The organism is Segatella baroniae B14, from assembly GCF_022024235.1.
Taxonomy (GTDB): domain Bacteria; phylum Bacteroidota; class Bacteroidia; order Bacteroidales; family Bacteroidaceae; genus Prevotella; species Prevotella bryantii.
In genome coordinates this window covers 1,482,523-1,500,115 of sequence record NZ_CP091799.1, presented here as the reverse complement: position 1 = coordinate 1,500,115, position 17,593 = coordinate 1,482,523, and the positions used below count along the sequence as shown (strand labels likewise).

Sequence of the window (17,593 nt, the reverse complement as noted above, 5' to 3'; positions counted from 1 at the left end):
TCTATTTTTATTACTCTTTATTAGCTTTATGTTCTTCAGTTTGATCTTCTGAACTTTGTTCGTTAGCAGACTGATTTTTTGTATTTTTTTCATGCTCTTCTATCGCTTTCTGAACTTCTGGAAGTTGTTTTACAGCATCATCAACTTCGGGAGTTTCGTCTGCCATGATTTCTTGAGAACGGCTCAACCAAGGACGCTTTCCAAAGATGGCTTCTACATCTTCTGCCATAATGACTTCACGCTTGATAAGAAGTTCTGCCAACTGGTTATGTCCCTCTTTGTGCTCTGTCAGTATCTGCTTAGCACGCTGGTATTGCTCGTTAACCATTTTCATAACTTCTTCATCAATAATCTTGGCTGTCGTTTCAGAGTATGGTTTCTGAAATTGATATTCATTATTGTTATAATAACAAATATTTGGTAGCTTGTCGCTCATTCCGGCATAGGCAATCATACCATAAGCACTTTTGGTAGCGCGTTCCAAATCATTCATGGCGCCTGTAGAAATATGACCTGTGAATAACTCTTCCGCTGCACGACCACCCATAAGAGAGCACATTTCATCGAGCATTTGCTCTTTTGTGGTAATTTGACGTTCCTCAGGAAGATACCATGCGGCTCCAAGGGCTTGTCCACGTGGTACAATACTAACCTTTATCAATGGATTAGCATATTGGCAGAACCATGATATTGTTGCATGTCCAGCTTCATGAAGTGCAATGGTTCGTTTTTCTTCTGCTGTCATAACTTTCGTCTTTTTCTCAAGACCTCCAATGATACGATCTACAGCATCAAGAAAGTCTTGCTTGCCAACAAATTTATGGTCATGACGAGCTGCTATGAGGGCGGCTTCATTGCATACGTTAGCAATATCAGCTCCAGAGAAACCTGGTGTTTGGCGTGACAATAAGTCTATATCGACAGATTTATCAACTTTAATTGGTTTTAAATGTACATTGAATATTGCTTTACGCTCATTCAAGTCAGGAAGATCCACGTGAATTTCTCTGTCAAAGCGACCAGCGCGTAGCAGTGCCTTGTCAAGCATATCAACACGGTTTGTTGCTGCAAGAATAATGACACCACTATTTGTACCGAAACCATCCATTTCAGTGAGTAGGGCATTCAATGTATTTTCACGTTCATCATTTCCACCCATAGCTGGATTTTTGCTACGTGCGCGACCGACAGCATCAATTTCATCTATGAAAATGATGCAAGGTGCTTTCTCCTTAGCTTGACGGAATAGGTCTCTTACTCGACTAGCGCCAACACCTACAAACATTTCTACAAAGTCAGAACCACTCATAGAGAAGAATGGAACTCCAGCCTCGCCAGCTACGGCTTTAGCTAAAAGAGTTTTACCAGTTCCTGGAGGTCCTACTAAAAGTGCGCCTTTTGGAATTTTACCACCTAAATCCGTATATTTTTTTGGATTCTTGAGAAACTCAACAATTTCTTCGACTTCCTGTTTGGCACCTTCTTGTCCGGCTACATCTTTGAATGTGATGCCAAGGTCATTACCCTTTTCATACATTTTGGCTTTACTCTTACCTACGTTGAATACGCCGCCAGGACCGCCATTTCCGCTTCCGCCTCCCATTCTTCTTGCAAACCACCATATAAAGATGATAAAGAATATTAGTGGAGAGAAATTGAATAAGAAAGTCCAAATGTCGTTTCCTTTTTCATTTTTATAGGCAAAATCATGTAGCTTGCCAGCTTTCTGTTGTGTAGAAAGATATTTCTCTAGTTCATCAACTGAACCAAATTCGACACTGACGTATGGGTTTGTGCCAACTTGTTTGGCACTCATATTAAATACATCTCGAATATTTTTAGGATTGACAAACATTTTTAGAGTATTATCTTCCTTATTGATAATGACTCTACTTGCATATCCTTTTTCGATATATTGCTTAAATCGAGTATAGCCAGCTTCTTGAGTTGCACTGCCTCCGAGTGCGTTTCCGCCACCGGTCATGAATAAAGCAATGAGAGCAACTAAGATAATGCCATAGATCCAATTCATGTTGAATCTTGGCATTTTCGGCTGATTGTCGTTGTTTCCGTTGTTGTTCAGACTGTTATTGTCCATAAATTCAATTTTTTAATAGATATCTGGTATTCTTGTTAATTTGGCATCTTCCCAAAGGTCCTCCAGATTATAGAACTCCCGCGTTTCTGGCAAAAAGATGTGGACGAGTATATCCGCAAAATCGATGGCTACCCATTGATTGGTACCGAGCCCTACGACGTTAATTGGCTTCTCGTTATTCTTATTGCGAGCAAATTCACCTACAGATTCTGTAATTGCCTCTACTTGTGAAGGAGAATTACCCTGACAGATTACGAAGTACTGAGCGATGCTTCCGTCAATATGAGATAAATCTGCAATAACTATGCCAGATCCTTTTTTTTCTTGGATACCTTCTACAATCGTGTTCACTAACTGTTGGGTAGATTCTTTTACTGTGTTCATTAAAAATTATTTCTTTTTAATTATAAATTACATTTTGTTGATAACGATGGCAAAGTTAGTGCAATTCGGGTGAAATACAAAATATATAAGGTACAAAAACCTGTGTAAATCGAGATAATTACATATTTTTTAGAAAAAAGCACAAAAATGTTTTGGTAGTTTCAAAAAATGTTGTACCTTTGCAAACGCAATTAAGGAAAGCTAAATTGCTCTTGAAATTGGGATATGGTGTAATGGTAACACTACAGATTCTGGTCCTGTCATTTCTGGTTCGAGTCCGGATATCCCAACTGTTTGATTCTATATGTGTCAAATTTTCATAATAGAATACTAAAAGGGCTTATTTTCCGATTGTACGGAAGCCTTTTAAAAGGTAAATTTAATTGGGATATGGTGTAATGGTAACACTACAGATTCTGGTCCTGTCATTTCTGGTTCGAGTCCGGATATCCCAACATTTAGATGCAATTCGATATTCGAGTTGCATTTTTTTGTTTTTGTCTTTTTGGCATAAGATTTGCATATACTATTGACATGACAAATGGACAATTTTAAGTATTAATCAATAGATTAGATTTTATGGCAATTGGAAAATGGATAGGTGGTTTGCTAGGTTTTGCTTCTGGTGGTGTACTAGGAGCTTTGGCAGGCTTTGCCTTAGGTTCACTCTTTGATAGTGGTATTGATGCTGTTAATTCAGGTCAGCATTCCTCTTTTGATGGAGATCGCCAGGGAAGAGGGTATGGAGGTGATCATGGGCAAAGTCAGCGTTTCAGATCAAATTCATATCAACGTCAATATAATAGTTTTTATAATGAGGAACGTAATTCTTTTCTCTTTTCTTTGCTAGTTTTAGCTTCTTATATTATTAAGGCTGATGGCAAGGTAATGCATTCTGAAATGGAGTTTGTTCGAAAATTTTTGCGTTCCAATTTTGGAGAATCTGCCGTTGTTCAGGGGCAGGAGATTCTTTATAAACTCTTCGAAAAACAAAAGGAAATAGGTTGGGAAGAGTATCGAACGGTTATTCAAGATTCAGGTCGGCAAATTGCTTCATCGATGCCTTATGAACAGCGATTGCAATTACTTCATTTCTTAGCAATGATAGCTCAAGCAGATGGGATAGTTCATCTTAGCGAAGTGAGTTCACTTAAAGAAGTAGCGCAAGCTATGGAGATTCCTGTTTCCGAAATAGATGCTATGTTAAATTTGCGTGACGCAAGTTCTAATCTAGATGCAGCTTATAAAGTGATGGGTGTAAGTCCTTCGGCAACCGATGCAGAGGTAAAAGCTGCATATCGCAAACAAGCTCTACAAAATCATCCTGATAGGGTTGCTTCTTTGGGTGAGGATATACGTAAAGCAGCTGAAAAGAAATTTCAGGAAATTAATGCAGCTAAAGAAACAATATGGAAGGCTAGGGGATTGTCATAATTGCAACATGAATAGTTACTATATAAAATAAAGATGGGATGTGCATAAAATTGTACATCCCATCTTTATTTTATAGATCTTTATTACTTATTTTTGTTTGTTTTGGGCATCGATAGCTTTGATTTTAGCCTTAACAAGATCCATCTCATCTTTTAATTTCTGAATTTTGCGATTCATTTCATCAATTAGACTGTTACCTTTTTTGCTAGACACATTCAAGAAACCTAAGTTATTTTCGTAGGTGTTTATTTCCTGTTTGAGTCCTTCGTAGCGGCGCATTAGTCGTCCGCGTTCGTTATCTAATGTGTTTAGACCGCGTTCAGCAGCATTTTGAATTTTATCCTTAAAGTTATCGAGACGGCGTTTAGCAATTGACACATGTAAATCTTTATATAGTTTATCCAAAATGTCATGATATGCTTTGTAAATTTTATCCTTCTCTTTGAAAGGTACGTGGCCAACGGTATTGTACTCTTCTACAAGCTTTTGTACAGTATCTTGAATATCTTCATCGGTTTTTTCGCTTAGAGCTTTTAACTTGGCGATTATTTTTTTCTTTTTGTTCAAGTTTTCATGCTCTTCGTTATGTACATCAGCATTTGCAGCTTTACGAGCTTCGAAGAAATGATTACAAGCTGTTGTAAATTCTTCCCATAGTTGATCGCCCAATTTCTTAGGAACGACACCGATATTTTTCCATTCTTTTTGAAGTTCAACCAATTTCTGAGAAGTCTTTTTCCATTCTTTACTGTCAGTTAGAGCCTTTGCTTGTTCTACCAAAGCCTTCTTTTTTTCAGTATTAACAGAATATGTTTCTTTGAGTTCTTTGAAGTATTCTGCTTTTTTAGTAAAGAATTGGTCACAGGCAGCACGGAAACGTTCGAAGATTTTTACATTCATCTTCTGAGGTGCAAAACCGATAGTTTTCCATTCTGTCTGGATATTTTTAATTTCCTCTGTTTGTTTTTCCCATTCTGATGCTTTTTTGTACTCGGCGTTAGCGATAGCCTCTGTTTTTTCGCAGAGAGCAGTCTTTTTTATCAAGTTATCTTCTTCTTTAGCTCTGAGATCCTCGAAATGCTGTTGATGCTTTTTATTGATTACTGTAGACGCTTGTTTGAAGCGAGTCCATATTTCATCGCGCAAATCTTTAGCAACAGGACCTGTTTCACGAAATTCTTGATGAAGTTCTTGTAATTGATGGAATGCGCTGATAATGTCCTCTTCGTTAGCTAAAGCTTCTGCTTTGACACAAATAGCTGTTTTGATTTCAAGATTTTTTTTGAAATCATACTCTCTGGACTCTCTGTTTAAGTTGAGTAAATCATAGAATTGTTCAACATAAAGCTGATAGTTGCGCCAAAGCTCATTATTTTTTTCAGCGGGAACAGCTTTGATTTCTTTCCAATCTTGCTGTAATTTTTTGAAGTCATTATATGATTTGTTGGCTTCATCAGGTGATGTAGCCATAGCTTTAATTTTCTCAATGATTTCAAGCTTTTTTTGGTAATTGGCCTCTTTTTCAGCTTCGATTTGTTCGTGAATCTTAGCTCGCTTCTCTTTGATAATCTGCATTTCAGCCTTGAAAATCTCCTCATCTTCATCTGGAAGAATCTGGTAATTCTCAGGTGCACCACCATTTTCAAGATAAGCTTTCATATCAGCATCTCTTTCGGCTATATGAAGTTTATAGAACGAAGTCTTAAGATAATCTATTTCATCTTTTTTAGGATTTTCATCACTATGGGCAATTTCTTTTACTCTTGCGAGTATCTCCTTTTTGTCCTTGTAACTTTTATGAGTTGCCTTTTGGGAATTTTCGCTGCAAGTATCTTTGTCGGAAACTTTTTCAGCAGTATCGACTTGAGTGGTTGTCTCTTGGACAGCCTTCTCTTCTTCATTAATGCCCTGAGTAAGAGCGTTTTCTTGAGAGTCCATCATTTCACTATTTTTAGTTTATGATTCGGTTTTCCAACATGGTAGTAAGCAATGTTAGGTTAACAACCGGTTTATACTTCACTACCTTTTATAATTTTATAATTAAGTTGCAAACTTAAATAAATTTATTGTAAATACCTAATTTTAGAGGTTTTTTTTACGAATTAAACTTAAAGTAGTCGTTTAAATCTCAAAATAAACCATGTAACACCAGACACGAGGATAGAAATTACCAGTGCGATAATAAACCCAAAATTGTTATGCTCCATTCCATTTTCCAGATTCATACCAAATAGACTAGCTATAAGTGTCGGGAACATCATGATAATACTAATGGATGTTAAGGTACGCATGGTGGTGTTCATATTGTTATTGATGATGCTGGAGTAGGTATCCATAGTTGACTCGAGAATATCAGAGTAGATACTTGTTGTTTCTCTTGCCTGTGTCATCTCAATATTTACATCTTCGATCAAGTCTGCATCTAATTCATCTACTTGTAATTTAAATTTCAGCTTAGACAAAAGATTTTCATTACCTCGGATAGAAGTGATGAAATAGGTAAGTGAGTCCTGAAGTCTGCTCAAGCCAATAAGACTTTCATTATTGACATCATGATCTAAATTACGTTTTGATTTATCAATAAGTGAATTTATTTGCTTCAAGCGTTTTAGATACCAAACTGCAGATGATAGAAATAATCTGAATATCATATCGACATAGTCTGTAAATCCTTCGCCTCGTTTTTGCTGATAGCTTACAAAGTCTATCATCATATTGGTTTCATAGAAGCATACCGTAATTGTGATATCATGTTTGTGTATGATACCAAGAGGAACCGTTGTGTATGGAGTACGAGAGCGAATTTCCTTAACATATGGGATACGGAGAATAATTAGCATCCATCCGTCATCATATTCATAACGGGCACGCTCATCAGTATCGCTTATGTCGGAAAGGAAATAGTCAGGAATGTGATATTCGTCTTCAAGCATTCGCTGATCTTCTTCGGTTGGACAAGTGACTTGTATCCAGCAATTAGGTTCCCACTCCTTGAGGGGACTTAATTTTTTATTAATATTCCAAAATGTTTTCATTGTGCTAATCTCCAGCATTAAAAAAGGAATGGGGATTAGCATTAAGCTGAATCCTCACGCCTATAATGTGAATGTTTCCGCGTGATAATCGTCCATATTGGTTACTAAAACTTTGATTTCGCGTGCAAAAGTACGAAATATATTTGAAAAAATAGTGAATTAATTGTGTTTTTTTAGAGGCTATCAATAAATAAAGTTCTTCGGTAGACTAGTATTTTTACTATCACTGAAGAACTTTATTTATTGATAAGTATCTGGTTTATAAAGGATAAACCGATATTAAACTTCTATTAAGCGTTAGGAATTTCAGCAAGAACTTCTTTGATTAATTCCCAGAACAATGCTACGCTCGAGATGAGGCATCTTTCGTTTGTAGTGTGAGGGCTTCGAATAGTAGGGCCCATAGAAACAATGTCAAGTCCAGGGTATTTGTCAAGTATTACAGAACATTCCAGTCCTGCGTGGTCTACTTTGATTACTGGTTCTTCATTATTTTGTTTCTTATACAGTTTCTTTAGCAAGTTCAAAATCTCGCTATCGGTATTTGGATCCCAACCACCATAGCTGCCACTTAATGTAACCTTCATTCCTGCCATGCTAAAACAACTTTCAAGTGATGTCGCGATATAATCTTTCATGCTTTCAGATGATGAACGAGCTAGAATCTTGAAAGCCGCTTTACCATCTGCGATATTGACAATGGCAAGGTTAGATGAAGTCTCTACGACCTCTGGAATTGCAGGAATCATTCGTACTACCCCATTAGGGCATGCATAAATGGCATCAATCAGATTGTCTTGTATTTCGACAGGAGTGATGTTCGCAGGACATTCTACATCCTCGGCATAAAACTCAATAGAATTTTCTATACCTTGGTATTCGTGTTCAAATCTATTTTTCCACTCCTCAACTAATTCTATTAATTTGTTAGTTTTATCAGCAGGAAGAGTAAGGACAGTTTCTGCTTTAAAAGGAATCGCATTTCGCATATTGCCTCCATTCCATGTTGCAAGTCTTGCCTGGCACTCACTGATTGCTTCACGTACAAAGCGTACCATTAGTTTGTTGGCATTAGCTCTTCCTTCGTTAATTTCAAGACCAGAATGTCCTCCCTTCAAACCTTTTATGGTGAGTTTGATAGCCTTGTCACCTTCGTTAGTAGTAACCTCCTTATATCCCAATTCAGCTGTTACATCGATGCCACCAGCACTACCAATTACGAAATTACCCCAAGTCTCTGAGTCTAGATTGAGTAAAATGTGGCCTTTTAGTTCTCCTGTTGGTAAATCATTGGCACCAAACATACCAGTCTCTTCATCAGCGGTTATTAATGCTTCTATAGGGCCATGCTGTAATTCTTTACTCTCCATAATAGCCATTATAATAGCGACACCGAGGCCATCATCAGCGCCTAAAGTTGTATCTTTTGCTTTAACCCAATCGCCATCAATATAAGTTTGAATAGGATCTGTTTCAAAGTTATGTTTGCTTGTTGGAGCCTTCTGAGGAACCATATCCATGTGAGCTTGAAGAATAATTCCCTTCTTGTTTTCCATACCAGGAGTAGCTGGTTTATACATATAAATATTATTGCCAGCATCTTTATAGGCTTCTATGCCAATATTTTTGGCAAAATCAAGTAAAAACTGCTGAACTTTTTCCATATGTCCTGATGGACGAGGAATTTGAGTCAGTGCATCAAAATTACGCCAGATTTCCTCTGGTTTTAAATTTTTAATCTCGCTCATAAACTTCTATGAATTAATTTATAGTTTTGATGAATGATAAATGGAGCCAACTGTATATGCCCAATACTGCGACGAGTAATGTTTGAACGCTATGTACAATGAGTACAAAATAAAGAGCATCTGTAGCTTGAATACCATATAATATTAGCATAGTCTTGACAGCAAAATGCCAAGGGCCAGCCCCATTAGGCGTAGGAACGATAACAGCAATACTTCCAACTATAAAGGTAACCATTGCGCACGAAATACTCAAGTGTGAAGTAGCTTCAAAACAAAAAAAAGTAAGGTAATAGTGCAGAAAATAACTGCCCCATATGGCCAAACTATAAAAAATAAAAAGTGGTACATTTCTAACACTTTTGAGTGATGTTATGCCTTGCCATATTCCGTTAAAAGTATTTTTTACTTTATTATAAATTGAGAGACGGCTGACTAGATAAAGTCCCATGATAATAACAGCTAATCCACAGATGGCTGTGACAATGTATCCTGTAGTAGTGAATTTGTTAAAAACACTGTCCATACTGGTTCCTGTTTTGTTAAAAAAAGTTTTGAAAACAGAAATCTCAGCAATGATTGTAATTGCTGTTAATAACATGACTATGAGAGAGTCGACACCTCGTTCGGTAACAACAGTTCCTATCGCTTTAGAGAAAGAAACATTATCTTTTTTCTTAAGAACGCCACAGCGAGCAAATTCTCCTATTCTAGGTATAATTAGACTTACAGCATAAGATAAGAAAATGGAATCAATACAAACCGAAGTGCGCGGTTGCTCATTGACAGGTTCCAGTGTTTGTTTCCATCGCCATCCTCGAAACATTTGGGCAAGAATTCCAAAAGGGAAAGAAAGTAGCATCCACGTCCAATTCATTTCATGGAAAAGTACTTGTTCCACCTTTTTAAAGTCAAAATCGCAGTACATCCAGTACAATATCGCTCCTCCTAATAGAAGAGATAATGCAACTTTGAAAATATTGTTAGCTATATTTCTTGTATTCATGATTAATAGATGCAAAGGTATAGAAAAAAAATTATCTACTCCTATCTTTTTTATTCTTTTTTGAGTGTGTATCGCCAATATCTCATAAAAAAAGTGTATCTTTGCACACCGTTTGCGCTATATAGGAAATTGTACGCATAGACAAATAGTACGTAGAATTCAATTATGAAATAAGGTAAAAAGGTAATGAGACAGCTTAAAATCAGTAAGAGTATCACTAACCGTTCTAGTGAGGCTTTGGATAAGTATCTAGCGGAGATTAGTCATGAACCAATGATTAATATCGATCAAGAGATAGAACTTGCCCAGGCTATTCGTAAAGGTGGACGTGCCGGTGAGCGAGCAAAGGATAAACTTGTTAAGGCTAATCTTCGCTTCGTAGTTTCTGTAGCTAAGCAGTATCAGCATCAGGGTTTGTCATTGACAGACTTGATAGATGAAGGTAATATAGGATTGGTTAAGGCAGCCGAGAAATTTGATGAAACTCGTGGTTTCAAGTTCATCTCGTATGCAGTTTGGTGGATTCGTCAAAGTATCCTTCAGGCTATAGCTGAGCAAAGTCGTATCGTTCGACTTCCATTGAATCAAGTTGGAGCTTTGTCTAAGATTAACGCTACTATCAGTAAGTTTGAGCAAGATAATCAACGTCGTCCTAGTATTCAGGAAATTTCACGTCTTACTGGTATTGAAGAGGAAAAGATTGAGCAGAGTATTAAGGCAGATAATCATCATACCAGTATAGATGCTCCTTTCCAGGATGGTGAAGAGAATAGTATGGTGGATATTATGGCAAGTGGTGAGGATACACGTACTGACCGTCAGGTTGATCACGATAGTATGGCTCAGGAATTACATTCTGTTCTCAAAAACGTTTTGAAGGATCGTGAAATTAAAATACTTTGCGAATGCTATGGTATTGGCTGTCATGAAAAAGGATTAGAAGAAATTGGTGATAGAATGGGACTTACCCGTGAGCGCGTTCGTCAAATCCGCGAAAAAAGTATCCTTAAACTTAGAGAAGCAGGTTGCTCTAAGGTGCTAATGAAGTATCTTGGTTAATAGTTGAATACTCATAAAACCTAAAGAGGCACATCTAAAAAGTTAGATGTGCCTCTTTGAGTTTATGATGCCTTATATTATATGAAAAGCATTCCGATTTGAAAGAATAGGGCAGAAATAATCCAGGCGAGACCTGTGGTATAACCTGCAGTGAAAAGCGCCCATTTCCATGAACCCGTTTCTGCTTTTATAGCCGCAATAGTAGCAAGACATGGGAAATAAAGCAATACAAATATCAGATAGCTATAGGCCGTAAGTGATGCTACTGATTCTGCTATTTCTGGAGAAGTTCCACTATTTTTAATATCGTTGACAATATGTTGATGTAACTTACTATATTTTTCGGAATCTCCACTATAACTGTCATCGTCAGCGAAACTATCGTCGTCAGAATAGAGAACTCCCATGGTGCTTGCAACGATTTCTTTAGCACCGACACCAGCTACAAGTCCAACATCTAATTTCCAATTGAAATTTTGTGGTGAGAAAATCGGTTCTATTGCGTGACCAATCTGTCCGATATAGCTTTGTTCTTCCTGTTGCATTCTGCTAAGTTTGTCTTGGTGTGGAAAATACTCTAGGCACCATACAATGATACTCGCAACGAGAATGATACCACCCATTTTTTTTAGATATTGTTTACCTTTCTCCCAGGTATGTCTTCCAATAGCCTTCCATGTAGGGAAGCGATATGGTGGAAGTTCCATTACAAACGGAGTATCTTCTCCTTTCACAACAAACTTAGTAAATAATTTACTCATGATAATCGCCAGTACGATGCCAATGGCATAAAGTGAAGCCATGACTAATGAGCGATACTGAATGGCAAAGAATGTACCAATGATCATAATGTAGATAGGAAGGCGTGCAGAGCAACTCATCATTGGTAATATAAGCATTGTCACGAGTCGTGATCGTCTGCTTTCTATTGTTCTGGTAGCCATTATTGCAGGTACATTACATCCGAATCCCATAATAAGAGGAATAAATGACTTGCCGTGCAGGCCCATCTTATGCATAAGTCGGTCCATCATAAAGGCTGCACGGGCCATATAGCCTGAATCTTCCATAAACGAGATAAAGAAGTATAGAATGAGGATTTGTGGCAGGAATACGATAACAGCTCCCACACCTCCAATAATTCCATCAACTAGCAACGCTTTTATCGGTCCTTCTGCCATGTTGGCAGATATCGTTTCGCCCAACCAAGCTACACCTGCATCAATCCAGTCCATTGGATATTGACCAAGCACGAAGGTAGCCTCAAACATGAGCCATATTAAAAAGAGGAATATCGGAAAACCTAAATATTTGTGAGTGATGATAGCATCAAGAAGATGAGTCATCTGATAGGTATCTTTTTTCTTTCCAGTCTCATACGCAGCTTCAGAAAGAGCACCATGTATGAATCCATATTTCGCATCCATGATAGCTGTTTCGCTGTCATCTCCGGTTTCCTCTTTCACTCGTTCTGCAGCTTCGTTTCTGTGAGTTAGAATTTCCTCGGCATCTGGAAGTTGTGATATGTATTGTTCTACTTCACGGTCTTTTTCTAGGAGTTTAATGGCCAGATATCGAGTAGAGTAACGATGTCTTAGATTGTCTTCTGCCTTGAGATGTTCCTGTATGTCTGCGATACCATTTTCAATTTCGTGACCATGATTAATATGGATATGTCGGTAGTGAGGATCAACACCTTCTTGCATCTCGTATGTCTTAATGACTTCGTGAAAAAGTTCTTCTACACCCATGCCTGAATGAAAGGAAGTTGGTACCATTGGTATCCCAAATAATTCTCCGAGTTTATCTGCATTTACGATATCTCCGCGTTTTTCAACTTCATCATACATGTTTAGTGCGCATACCATACGGATGTGCATATCGATGAGTTGTGTCGTAAGGTACAGGTTTCTTTCAAGATTTGAAGTATCAATGACATTGATAACGATATCTGGAGTCTTTTCTACAAGCTGCTTACGAACATAAAGTTCTTCAGGACTGTAGGCTGATAAGGAATAGGTTCCCGGTAAATCAACTAAATTGAAGGTATATCCTTCAAATTCTGCATGTGCAGTTTTGGCATCGACTGTAACACCGGAATAGTTGCCTACTCGTTCATGTGAACCTGAAGCATAATTAAACAGTGACGTCTTTCCACAGTTTGGATTTCCAACAAGGGCCACATTGATAATACGGTGACGTTTATCAGCTTCTTCAGCCATGAATTGATGTTCAGCCTGTAGTGGCTTCTCATCAGCATCATTAATATTATCCTCAATGCAACTTAGTTTTTCTTCTACGTCAGTTGCTCTTAAATTTTTAGCTTCTTCTAAAGATACTATTTCTATTAAGTCGGCTTCACTATGACGTAGTGAAACCTCATAACCCATAATTTTATATTTTACAGGATCTTTTAAAGGGGCATTAAGTAGAACTTCGATTTCTTTTCCTTTAATAAATCCCATCTCGATGATCCTTTTTCGGAAACCGCCATGTCCTAATACCTTAACGATAACGCCTTTTTCTCCTGTTTTTAGTGCTGAAAGTTTCATTTTATTCTGTTTATTTTTTGCAAAGATACAAGAAATAAATGGCAACCGAGTTGCCAAATTTGCCTGTTTTTGCAAAATACCTAAATCTTATTAGCTGTTAGTGAATAATAATAAAATTATGTAAGAATACTCGTAATTCTGATACCTACAAATGATGATGTGTACCAATTGATTAGCTATTCTTGTACCTTAAAATAAGAGGTTAATACTTCTTTAGCAGTTTCATCTGTATTATCAAAATCCTTGATGATAACGCCATGCTCCAAGAGTACAATTCGGTTACAGATATCAGTAGTATGCTGCAGATTATGACTAGATACTAAAATGGTTGCATTTGTTCTGTAGCAATAATTCTTGAGCATCACTTTTAATAAGTTTTGACTTGATGGATCGAGATAATTGAATGGCTCATCCAAAATCAGAATTTTAGGCAGGTTGAGCATGGCAGATAGAATTCCGATTTTTTGTTTATTGCCAGCAGAAAATTCACGGATGAGTTTGTTGGTTCCAAATATTTCTTCATTAGTGAATTTATCTTTGTATTCCTGTAAAAAGTCGGGCAGTATATATTTATGATTGCCTAGTTTACAGATAAATTCAAAAAGCTCTTCGGTAGTTAAAAAATCGATAAGAAATCCTTCGTCAATATAGGCTCCTATCCAATTTTTCCATTCCTCAGAAGTTGCAGGATTTATGGCATGATTTGACTCAGCAATATAACTGATATTGCCTTCATCTGCTGACAGTAAATCTAACATCAGACGAAATAATGTAGTCTTGCCTGCGCCATTATTTCCCACTAATCCTACGATTTGACCTTGTGGTATAGAAAATTCGGGGATATTGACAACTGTCTTATCCCCGAATTTCTTAATGAGATGATTTATGGTTATATTCATCTTCTTATTTTTTACTCTGCGATATTGCTACCGTGGCAATTTTTGAACTTCTTTCCGCTTCCACAAGGGCAGAGATCATTTGGACGTGGAGTCTTTTCTGCACGATAAGGAGTATGATTTATTTCATTAGCACCTTCTCGTGTGTCTTGGCTCATGGCAGCTTGCTGAGCTTCACGATTCAAGCGTTCCTGTTCCTCCTCAATATTTACTTTCTGCTCATTGTATCGCTGACTGTGTTCTTCTGGTGTAGCTTCCTGAACTTGATCAGCAGGCTGCATCTCAGGAATTTGGCCACGCATCAGAATAGTAGCAATTCGTGTATTCATTTCATCAATCATGGCATCCCATACCTTAACACTTTCGAGTTTAAAGATCAACAACGGATCTTTTTGTTCGTAAGATGCATTTTGTACAGAGTGTCTGAGTTCATCAAGTTTACGTAAGTTATCTTTCCACTCTTCATCGATAATATGAAGCATGATAACTTTTTCAAACTGTTTCACCACGCTCTTTGCTTCAGTGTCATAGGCTGTTTTTAGATGACATGGAATTTGGTACATACGTTTGCCATCTGTGATAGGCACCATGATTCTTTCATACAGTTGGCCTTGGTTTTCATAAACTTGTTTAATGATAGGCCAAGCTACGCTCTGAATACGGTCTGTCTTGCGTTTGAAATCAGCCATAGCAGCCTGGAACGCACGTTCGCAAAGGTCGTTCTTGCTGGTATTTTCAAATTCATTCTGATCAAATGGTATTTCCATTGAGAGAACCTTGTAGAACTCTTCTTTAGCACCAATGAAATCATTGTTAGTAACAATATTGAGTACACGGTCCCAAATGACGTTAGTAATATCCATACCAATACGTTCACCCATCAAAGCGTGGCGACGCTTCTCATAGATGATGGTACGCTGCTTATTCATAACGTCATCATATTCGAGCAGATGCTTGCGAATACCGAAGTTATTTTCTTCTACCTTCTTCTGTGCACGCTCTATACTCTTGCTAATCATAGGACTCTCGATACGTTCACCATCTTCAAAACCAAGGCGGTCCATCACTTTAGCAATACGATCACTTGCAAACAGACGCATAAGTTTATCTTCGAGAGATACATAGAATACAGAAGAACCTGGGTCACCCTGACGACCTGCACGACCACGAAGCTGTCGGTCGACACGACGACTTTCATGACGTTCTGTACCAATAATTGCCAAACCACCTGCAGCTTTCACTTCAGGGGTAAGTTTAATATCGGTACCACGACCAGCCATATTGGTAGCAATTGTTACTACACCCTTACCGTTAATGCAACGACCTGCTTCTGCTACAATCTGAGCCTCCTTTTGATGGAGTTTAGCATTCAATACGTTGTGAGGAATGTTTCTCATCTTCAACATCTTGCTCAACAACTCACTGATTTCTACAGAAGTTGTACCGACGAGAACTGGTCTTCCTGCATTTCGCATTAACTCTACTTCATCGATAACTGCTTTATACTTTTCGCGTTGTGTTTTGTAAACGCGGTCATCGAGGTCATGTCTGAGGATAGGGCGGTTTGTTGGAATTTCAACTACATCCAGTTTATAGATATCCCAGAATTCACCGGCTTCTGTACTAGCTGTACCGGTCATACCTGAGAGCTTATGATACATACGGAAGTAGTTCTGTAATGTAATTGAAGCGAAAGTTTGGGTAGCAGCTTCTACCTTTACATGCTCTTTAGCCTCAATAGCCTGATGTAAACCATCGCTCCAGCGACGACCTTCCATGATACGTCCGGTTTGCTCGTCTACGATTTTGATTTCGCCATCCATCACGACATATTCATCATTGTTGGTGAACATGGTATAAGCCTTGAGTAACTGCTGCAAGGTATGGACACGTTCACTCTGAATAGCGTAGTGATTCAGTAAATCGTCTTTTTTATCTAAACGCTCTTGGTCAGAAAGAGTCTTATTTGCTTCCAAATCAGAAAGTTCTGATGTAATATCAGGCAATACGAATAATTCTTTGTCGTTTACCTGTTTTGCCAACCACTCTGTACCTTTATCGGTAAGGTCAGCACTATTCATCTTTTCATCTACAACGAAATACAGAGGTTCGATGGCTTTCGGCATCTCACGATTGTTATTAGCCATGTAGTATTCTTCCGTTTTGAGCATTCCTGCCTTGATTCCTTCCTCTGAAAGATATTTAATCAAAGGCTTGTTCTTTGGCAGTGCTTTGTACGAACGGTAAAGACTCAGGAATCCTTCTTCTAAGAGTTTCTGATTGTTATTCTTGGCACCTTCAGCAATCTTCTGTTTTGCTTCTGCCAAAAGCTCTGTTGCCTGCTTACGCTGTACTTCGTAAAGTCTTTCTACTAATGGCTGATATTCTTCAAACATCTGAACATCGCCCTTTGGTACAGGACCAGAAATAATAAGTGGAGTACGCGCATCGTCAATCAATACTGAGTCAACCTCGTCGACAATGGCATAATTATGTTCTCTCTGTACCAGATCATCAGGGCTGATTGCCATGTTGTCACGAAGGTAGTCGAAACCAAACTCGTTGTTAGTACCGAATGTGATATCTGCCTGGTAGGCTTTACGACGTTCAGGTGAGTTAGGACGATGTTTATCAATGCAGTCTACAGAAAGACCATTGAATTCATAAAGAGGGCCCATCCATTCTGAGTCACGCTTTGCCAAATAGTCGTTAACGGTTACCATGTGCACACCATTGCCGGTTAGCGCATTCAGGAATACTGCTGTTGTAGCCACGAGGGTCTTACCTTCACCAGTTGCCATTTCGGCTATCTTACCCTGATGTAGTACCACACCACCGAAGAGCTGTACATCATAGTGAACCATTTCCCATTTTATCTTGTTGCCACCGGCAGTCCAAGTATTGTGGTAAATAGCTTTATCACCATCGATAGTTACAAAGTCTTTAGCTGGGTCGCTTGCTAGTTCACGGTCGAAATCTGTGGCTGTTACTACAGTCTCTTCATTCTCTGTGAAACGGCGTGCTGTATCTTTAACAATGCTGAATGCTACAGGTAAAACTTCATTGAGAGCATCCTCATATTTCTGTAATTCTTCTTCATGAAGTTTGTCAATCTGATTAAAGATAACTTCACGTTCATCAATAGGAGTATCTTCAATCTTAGCACGAAGTTCTGCTATTTGGTCGCGCTGCTCTTTACCAGCGTCTTGTACGTATTTTTGTATTTCTTTGGTCTTGGCACGTAATTCATCGTTGCTTAATTTCTGAATATCAGCGTATGCAGCTTTGACCTTTTCTACGATAGGTTGAATGGTTTTCATGTCTCGGCTTGACTTGTTGCCAAAGAGAGAGACGAGGAATTTATTAAAATTCATTTTATGTTAT

At 38.1% G+C, this 17,593-nt stretch carries 11 protein-coding genes and 2 tRNA genes; 4 read left to right on the top strand and 9 right to left on the bottom strand.

The window, feature by feature from the left end; all coding sequences use genetic code 11:
• Positions 1 to 10 precede the first annotated feature (10 nt).
• Together ftsH and rsfS are read right to left on the bottom strand one after the other, a co-directional pair.
• On the bottom strand, positions 11 to 2,098 hold the full coding sequence (gene ftsH / locus L6469_RS06295) for an ATP-dependent zinc metalloprotease FtsH (RefSeq protein WP_006281214.1): 2,088 nt from the start codon (positions 2,096 to 2,098) through the stop codon (positions 11 to 13).
• Between the two features lie 12 nt (positions 2,099 to 2,110).
• Complete coding sequence (gene rsfS, locus L6469_RS06290) at positions 2,111 to 2,482, bottom strand: ribosome silencing factor (protein WP_006281215.1); 372 nt, start codon at positions 2,480 to 2,482, stop codon at positions 2,111 to 2,113.
• Between the two features lie 219 nt (positions 2,483 to 2,701).
• Between rsfS and L6469_RS06285 the strand changes: the two genes are divergently transcribed.
• The 3 genes from L6469_RS06285 to L6469_RS06275 all read left to right on the top strand — a co-directional run bounded on the left by L6469_RS06285 (position 2,702) and on the right by L6469_RS06275 (position 3,916).
• Positions 2,702 to 2,772, top strand: a tRNA-Gln gene (locus L6469_RS06285).
• A gap of 94 nt (positions 2,773 to 2,866) precedes the next feature.
• Positions 2,867 to 2,937 (top strand) — tRNA-Gln (locus tag L6469_RS06280).
• A 124-nt stretch (positions 2,938 to 3,061) separates the two neighbouring features.
• The gene (locus L6469_RS06275) at positions 3,062 to 3,916 is read left to right on the top strand and encodes a DnaJ domain-containing protein (protein ID WP_006281216.1); all 855 of its coding nucleotides are present in this window, start codon (positions 3,062 to 3,064) and stop codon (positions 3,914 to 3,916) included.
• A gap of 87 nt (positions 3,917 to 4,003) precedes the next feature.
• Here the strand turns inward: L6469_RS06275 and L6469_RS06270 are convergent, their stop codons facing one another.
• The 4 genes from L6469_RS06270 to L6469_RS06255 form a co-directional block, all read right to left on the bottom strand.
• Complete coding sequence (locus L6469_RS06270) at positions 4,004 to 5,857, bottom strand: DUF349 domain-containing protein (RefSeq protein ID WP_006281217.1); 1,854 nt, start codon at positions 5,855 to 5,857, stop codon at positions 4,004 to 4,006.
• Between the two features lie 167 nt (positions 5,858 to 6,024).
• Positions 6,025 to 6,951, bottom strand: a complete 927-nt coding sequence (locus L6469_RS06265; RefSeq protein ID WP_006281218.1) for a magnesium transporter CorA family protein — start codon at positions 6,949 to 6,951, stop codon at positions 6,025 to 6,027.
• A gap of 290 nt (positions 6,952 to 7,241) precedes the next feature.
• Positions 7,242 to 8,699 (bottom strand): aminoacyl-histidine dipeptidase, encoded by a 1,458-nt coding sequence (locus tag L6469_RS06260; RefSeq protein WP_006281219.1) that lies wholly within the window; start codon positions 8,697 to 8,699, stop codon positions 7,242 to 7,244.
• A 13-nt stretch (positions 8,700 to 8,712) separates the two neighbouring features.
• A complete protein-coding gene (locus L6469_RS06255; RefSeq protein WP_006281220.1) occupies positions 8,713 to 9,702 on the bottom strand; it encodes a lysylphosphatidylglycerol synthase transmembrane domain-containing protein in 990 nt (329 codons plus the stop codon).
• A 186-nt stretch (positions 9,703 to 9,888) separates the two neighbouring features.
• On the opposite strand from L6469_RS06255, the gene L6469_RS06250 reads away from it, so the two are divergent.
• Entirely contained in the window at positions 9,889 to 10,761 is an 873-nt protein-coding gene (locus L6469_RS06250; protein ID WP_006281221.1) for an RNA polymerase sigma factor RpoD/SigA, read from the top strand.
• A 77-nt stretch (positions 10,762 to 10,838) separates the two neighbouring features.
• Here the strand turns inward: L6469_RS06250 and feoB are convergent, their stop codons facing one another.
• From feoB to secA, 3 genes are all read right to left on the bottom strand, one after another.
• Positions 10,839 to 13,313: a ferrous iron transport protein B gene (gene feoB / locus L6469_RS06245; RefSeq protein WP_006281222.1), complete on the bottom strand. Its 2,475-nt coding sequence runs from the start codon at positions 13,311 to 13,313 to the stop codon at positions 10,839 to 10,841.
• Between the two features lie 176 nt (positions 13,314 to 13,489).
• Positions 13,490 to 14,212: an ABC transporter ATP-binding protein gene (locus L6469_RS06240; RefSeq protein WP_006281223.1), complete on the bottom strand. Its 723-nt coding sequence runs from the start codon at positions 14,210 to 14,212 to the stop codon at positions 13,490 to 13,492.
• A gap of 11 nt (positions 14,213 to 14,223) precedes the next feature.
• Positions 14,224 to 17,583 (bottom strand): preprotein translocase subunit SecA, encoded by a 3,360-nt coding sequence (secA, locus tag L6469_RS06235; protein ID WP_006281224.1) that lies wholly within the window; start codon positions 17,581 to 17,583, stop codon positions 14,224 to 14,226.
• Positions 17,584 to 17,593 lie beyond the last annotated feature (10 nt).

Bases quoted from the DNA above. Each gene is read 5' to 3' on its own strand.
- L6469_RS06250 (WP_006281221.1), top strand. From the start codon at position 9,889: ATGAGACAGCTTAAAATCAGTAAGAGTATCACTAACCGTTCTAGTGAG.
- L6469_RS06240 (WP_006281223.1), bottom strand. From the start codon at position 14,212: ATGAATATAACCATAAATCATCTCATTAAGAAATTCGGGGATAAGACA.
- secA (WP_006281224.1), bottom strand. From the start codon at position 17,583: ATGAATTTTAATAAATTCCTCGTCTCTCTCTTTGGCAACAAGTCAAGC.
- L6469_RS06255 (WP_006281220.1), bottom strand. From the start codon at position 9,702: ATGAATACAAGAAATATAGCTAACAATATTTTCAAAGTTGCATTATCT.
- ftsH (WP_006281214.1), bottom strand. From the start codon at position 2,098: ATGGACAATAACAGTCTGAACAACAACGGAAACAACGACAATCAGCCG.
- feoB (WP_006281222.1), bottom strand. From the start codon at position 13,313: ATGAAACTTTCAGCACTAAAAACAGGAGAAAAAGGCGTTATCGTTAAG.
- L6469_RS06265 (WP_006281218.1), bottom strand. From the start codon at position 6,951: ATGAAAACATTTTGGAATATTAATAAAAAATTAAGTCCCCTCAAGGAG.
- L6469_RS06270 (WP_006281217.1), bottom strand. From the start codon at position 5,857: ATGATGGACTCTCAAGAAAACGCTCTTACTCAGGGCATTAATGAAGAA.
- rsfS (WP_006281215.1), bottom strand. From the start codon at position 2,482: ATGAACACAGTAAAAGAATCTACCCAACAGTTAGTGAACACGATTGTA.
- L6469_RS06260 (WP_006281219.1), bottom strand. From the start codon at position 8,699: ATGAGCGAGATTAAAAATTTAAAACCAGAGGAAATCTGGCGTAATTTT.
- L6469_RS06275 (WP_006281216.1), top strand. From the start codon at position 3,062: ATGGCAATTGGAAAATGGATAGGTGGTTTGCTAGGTTTTGCTTCTGGT.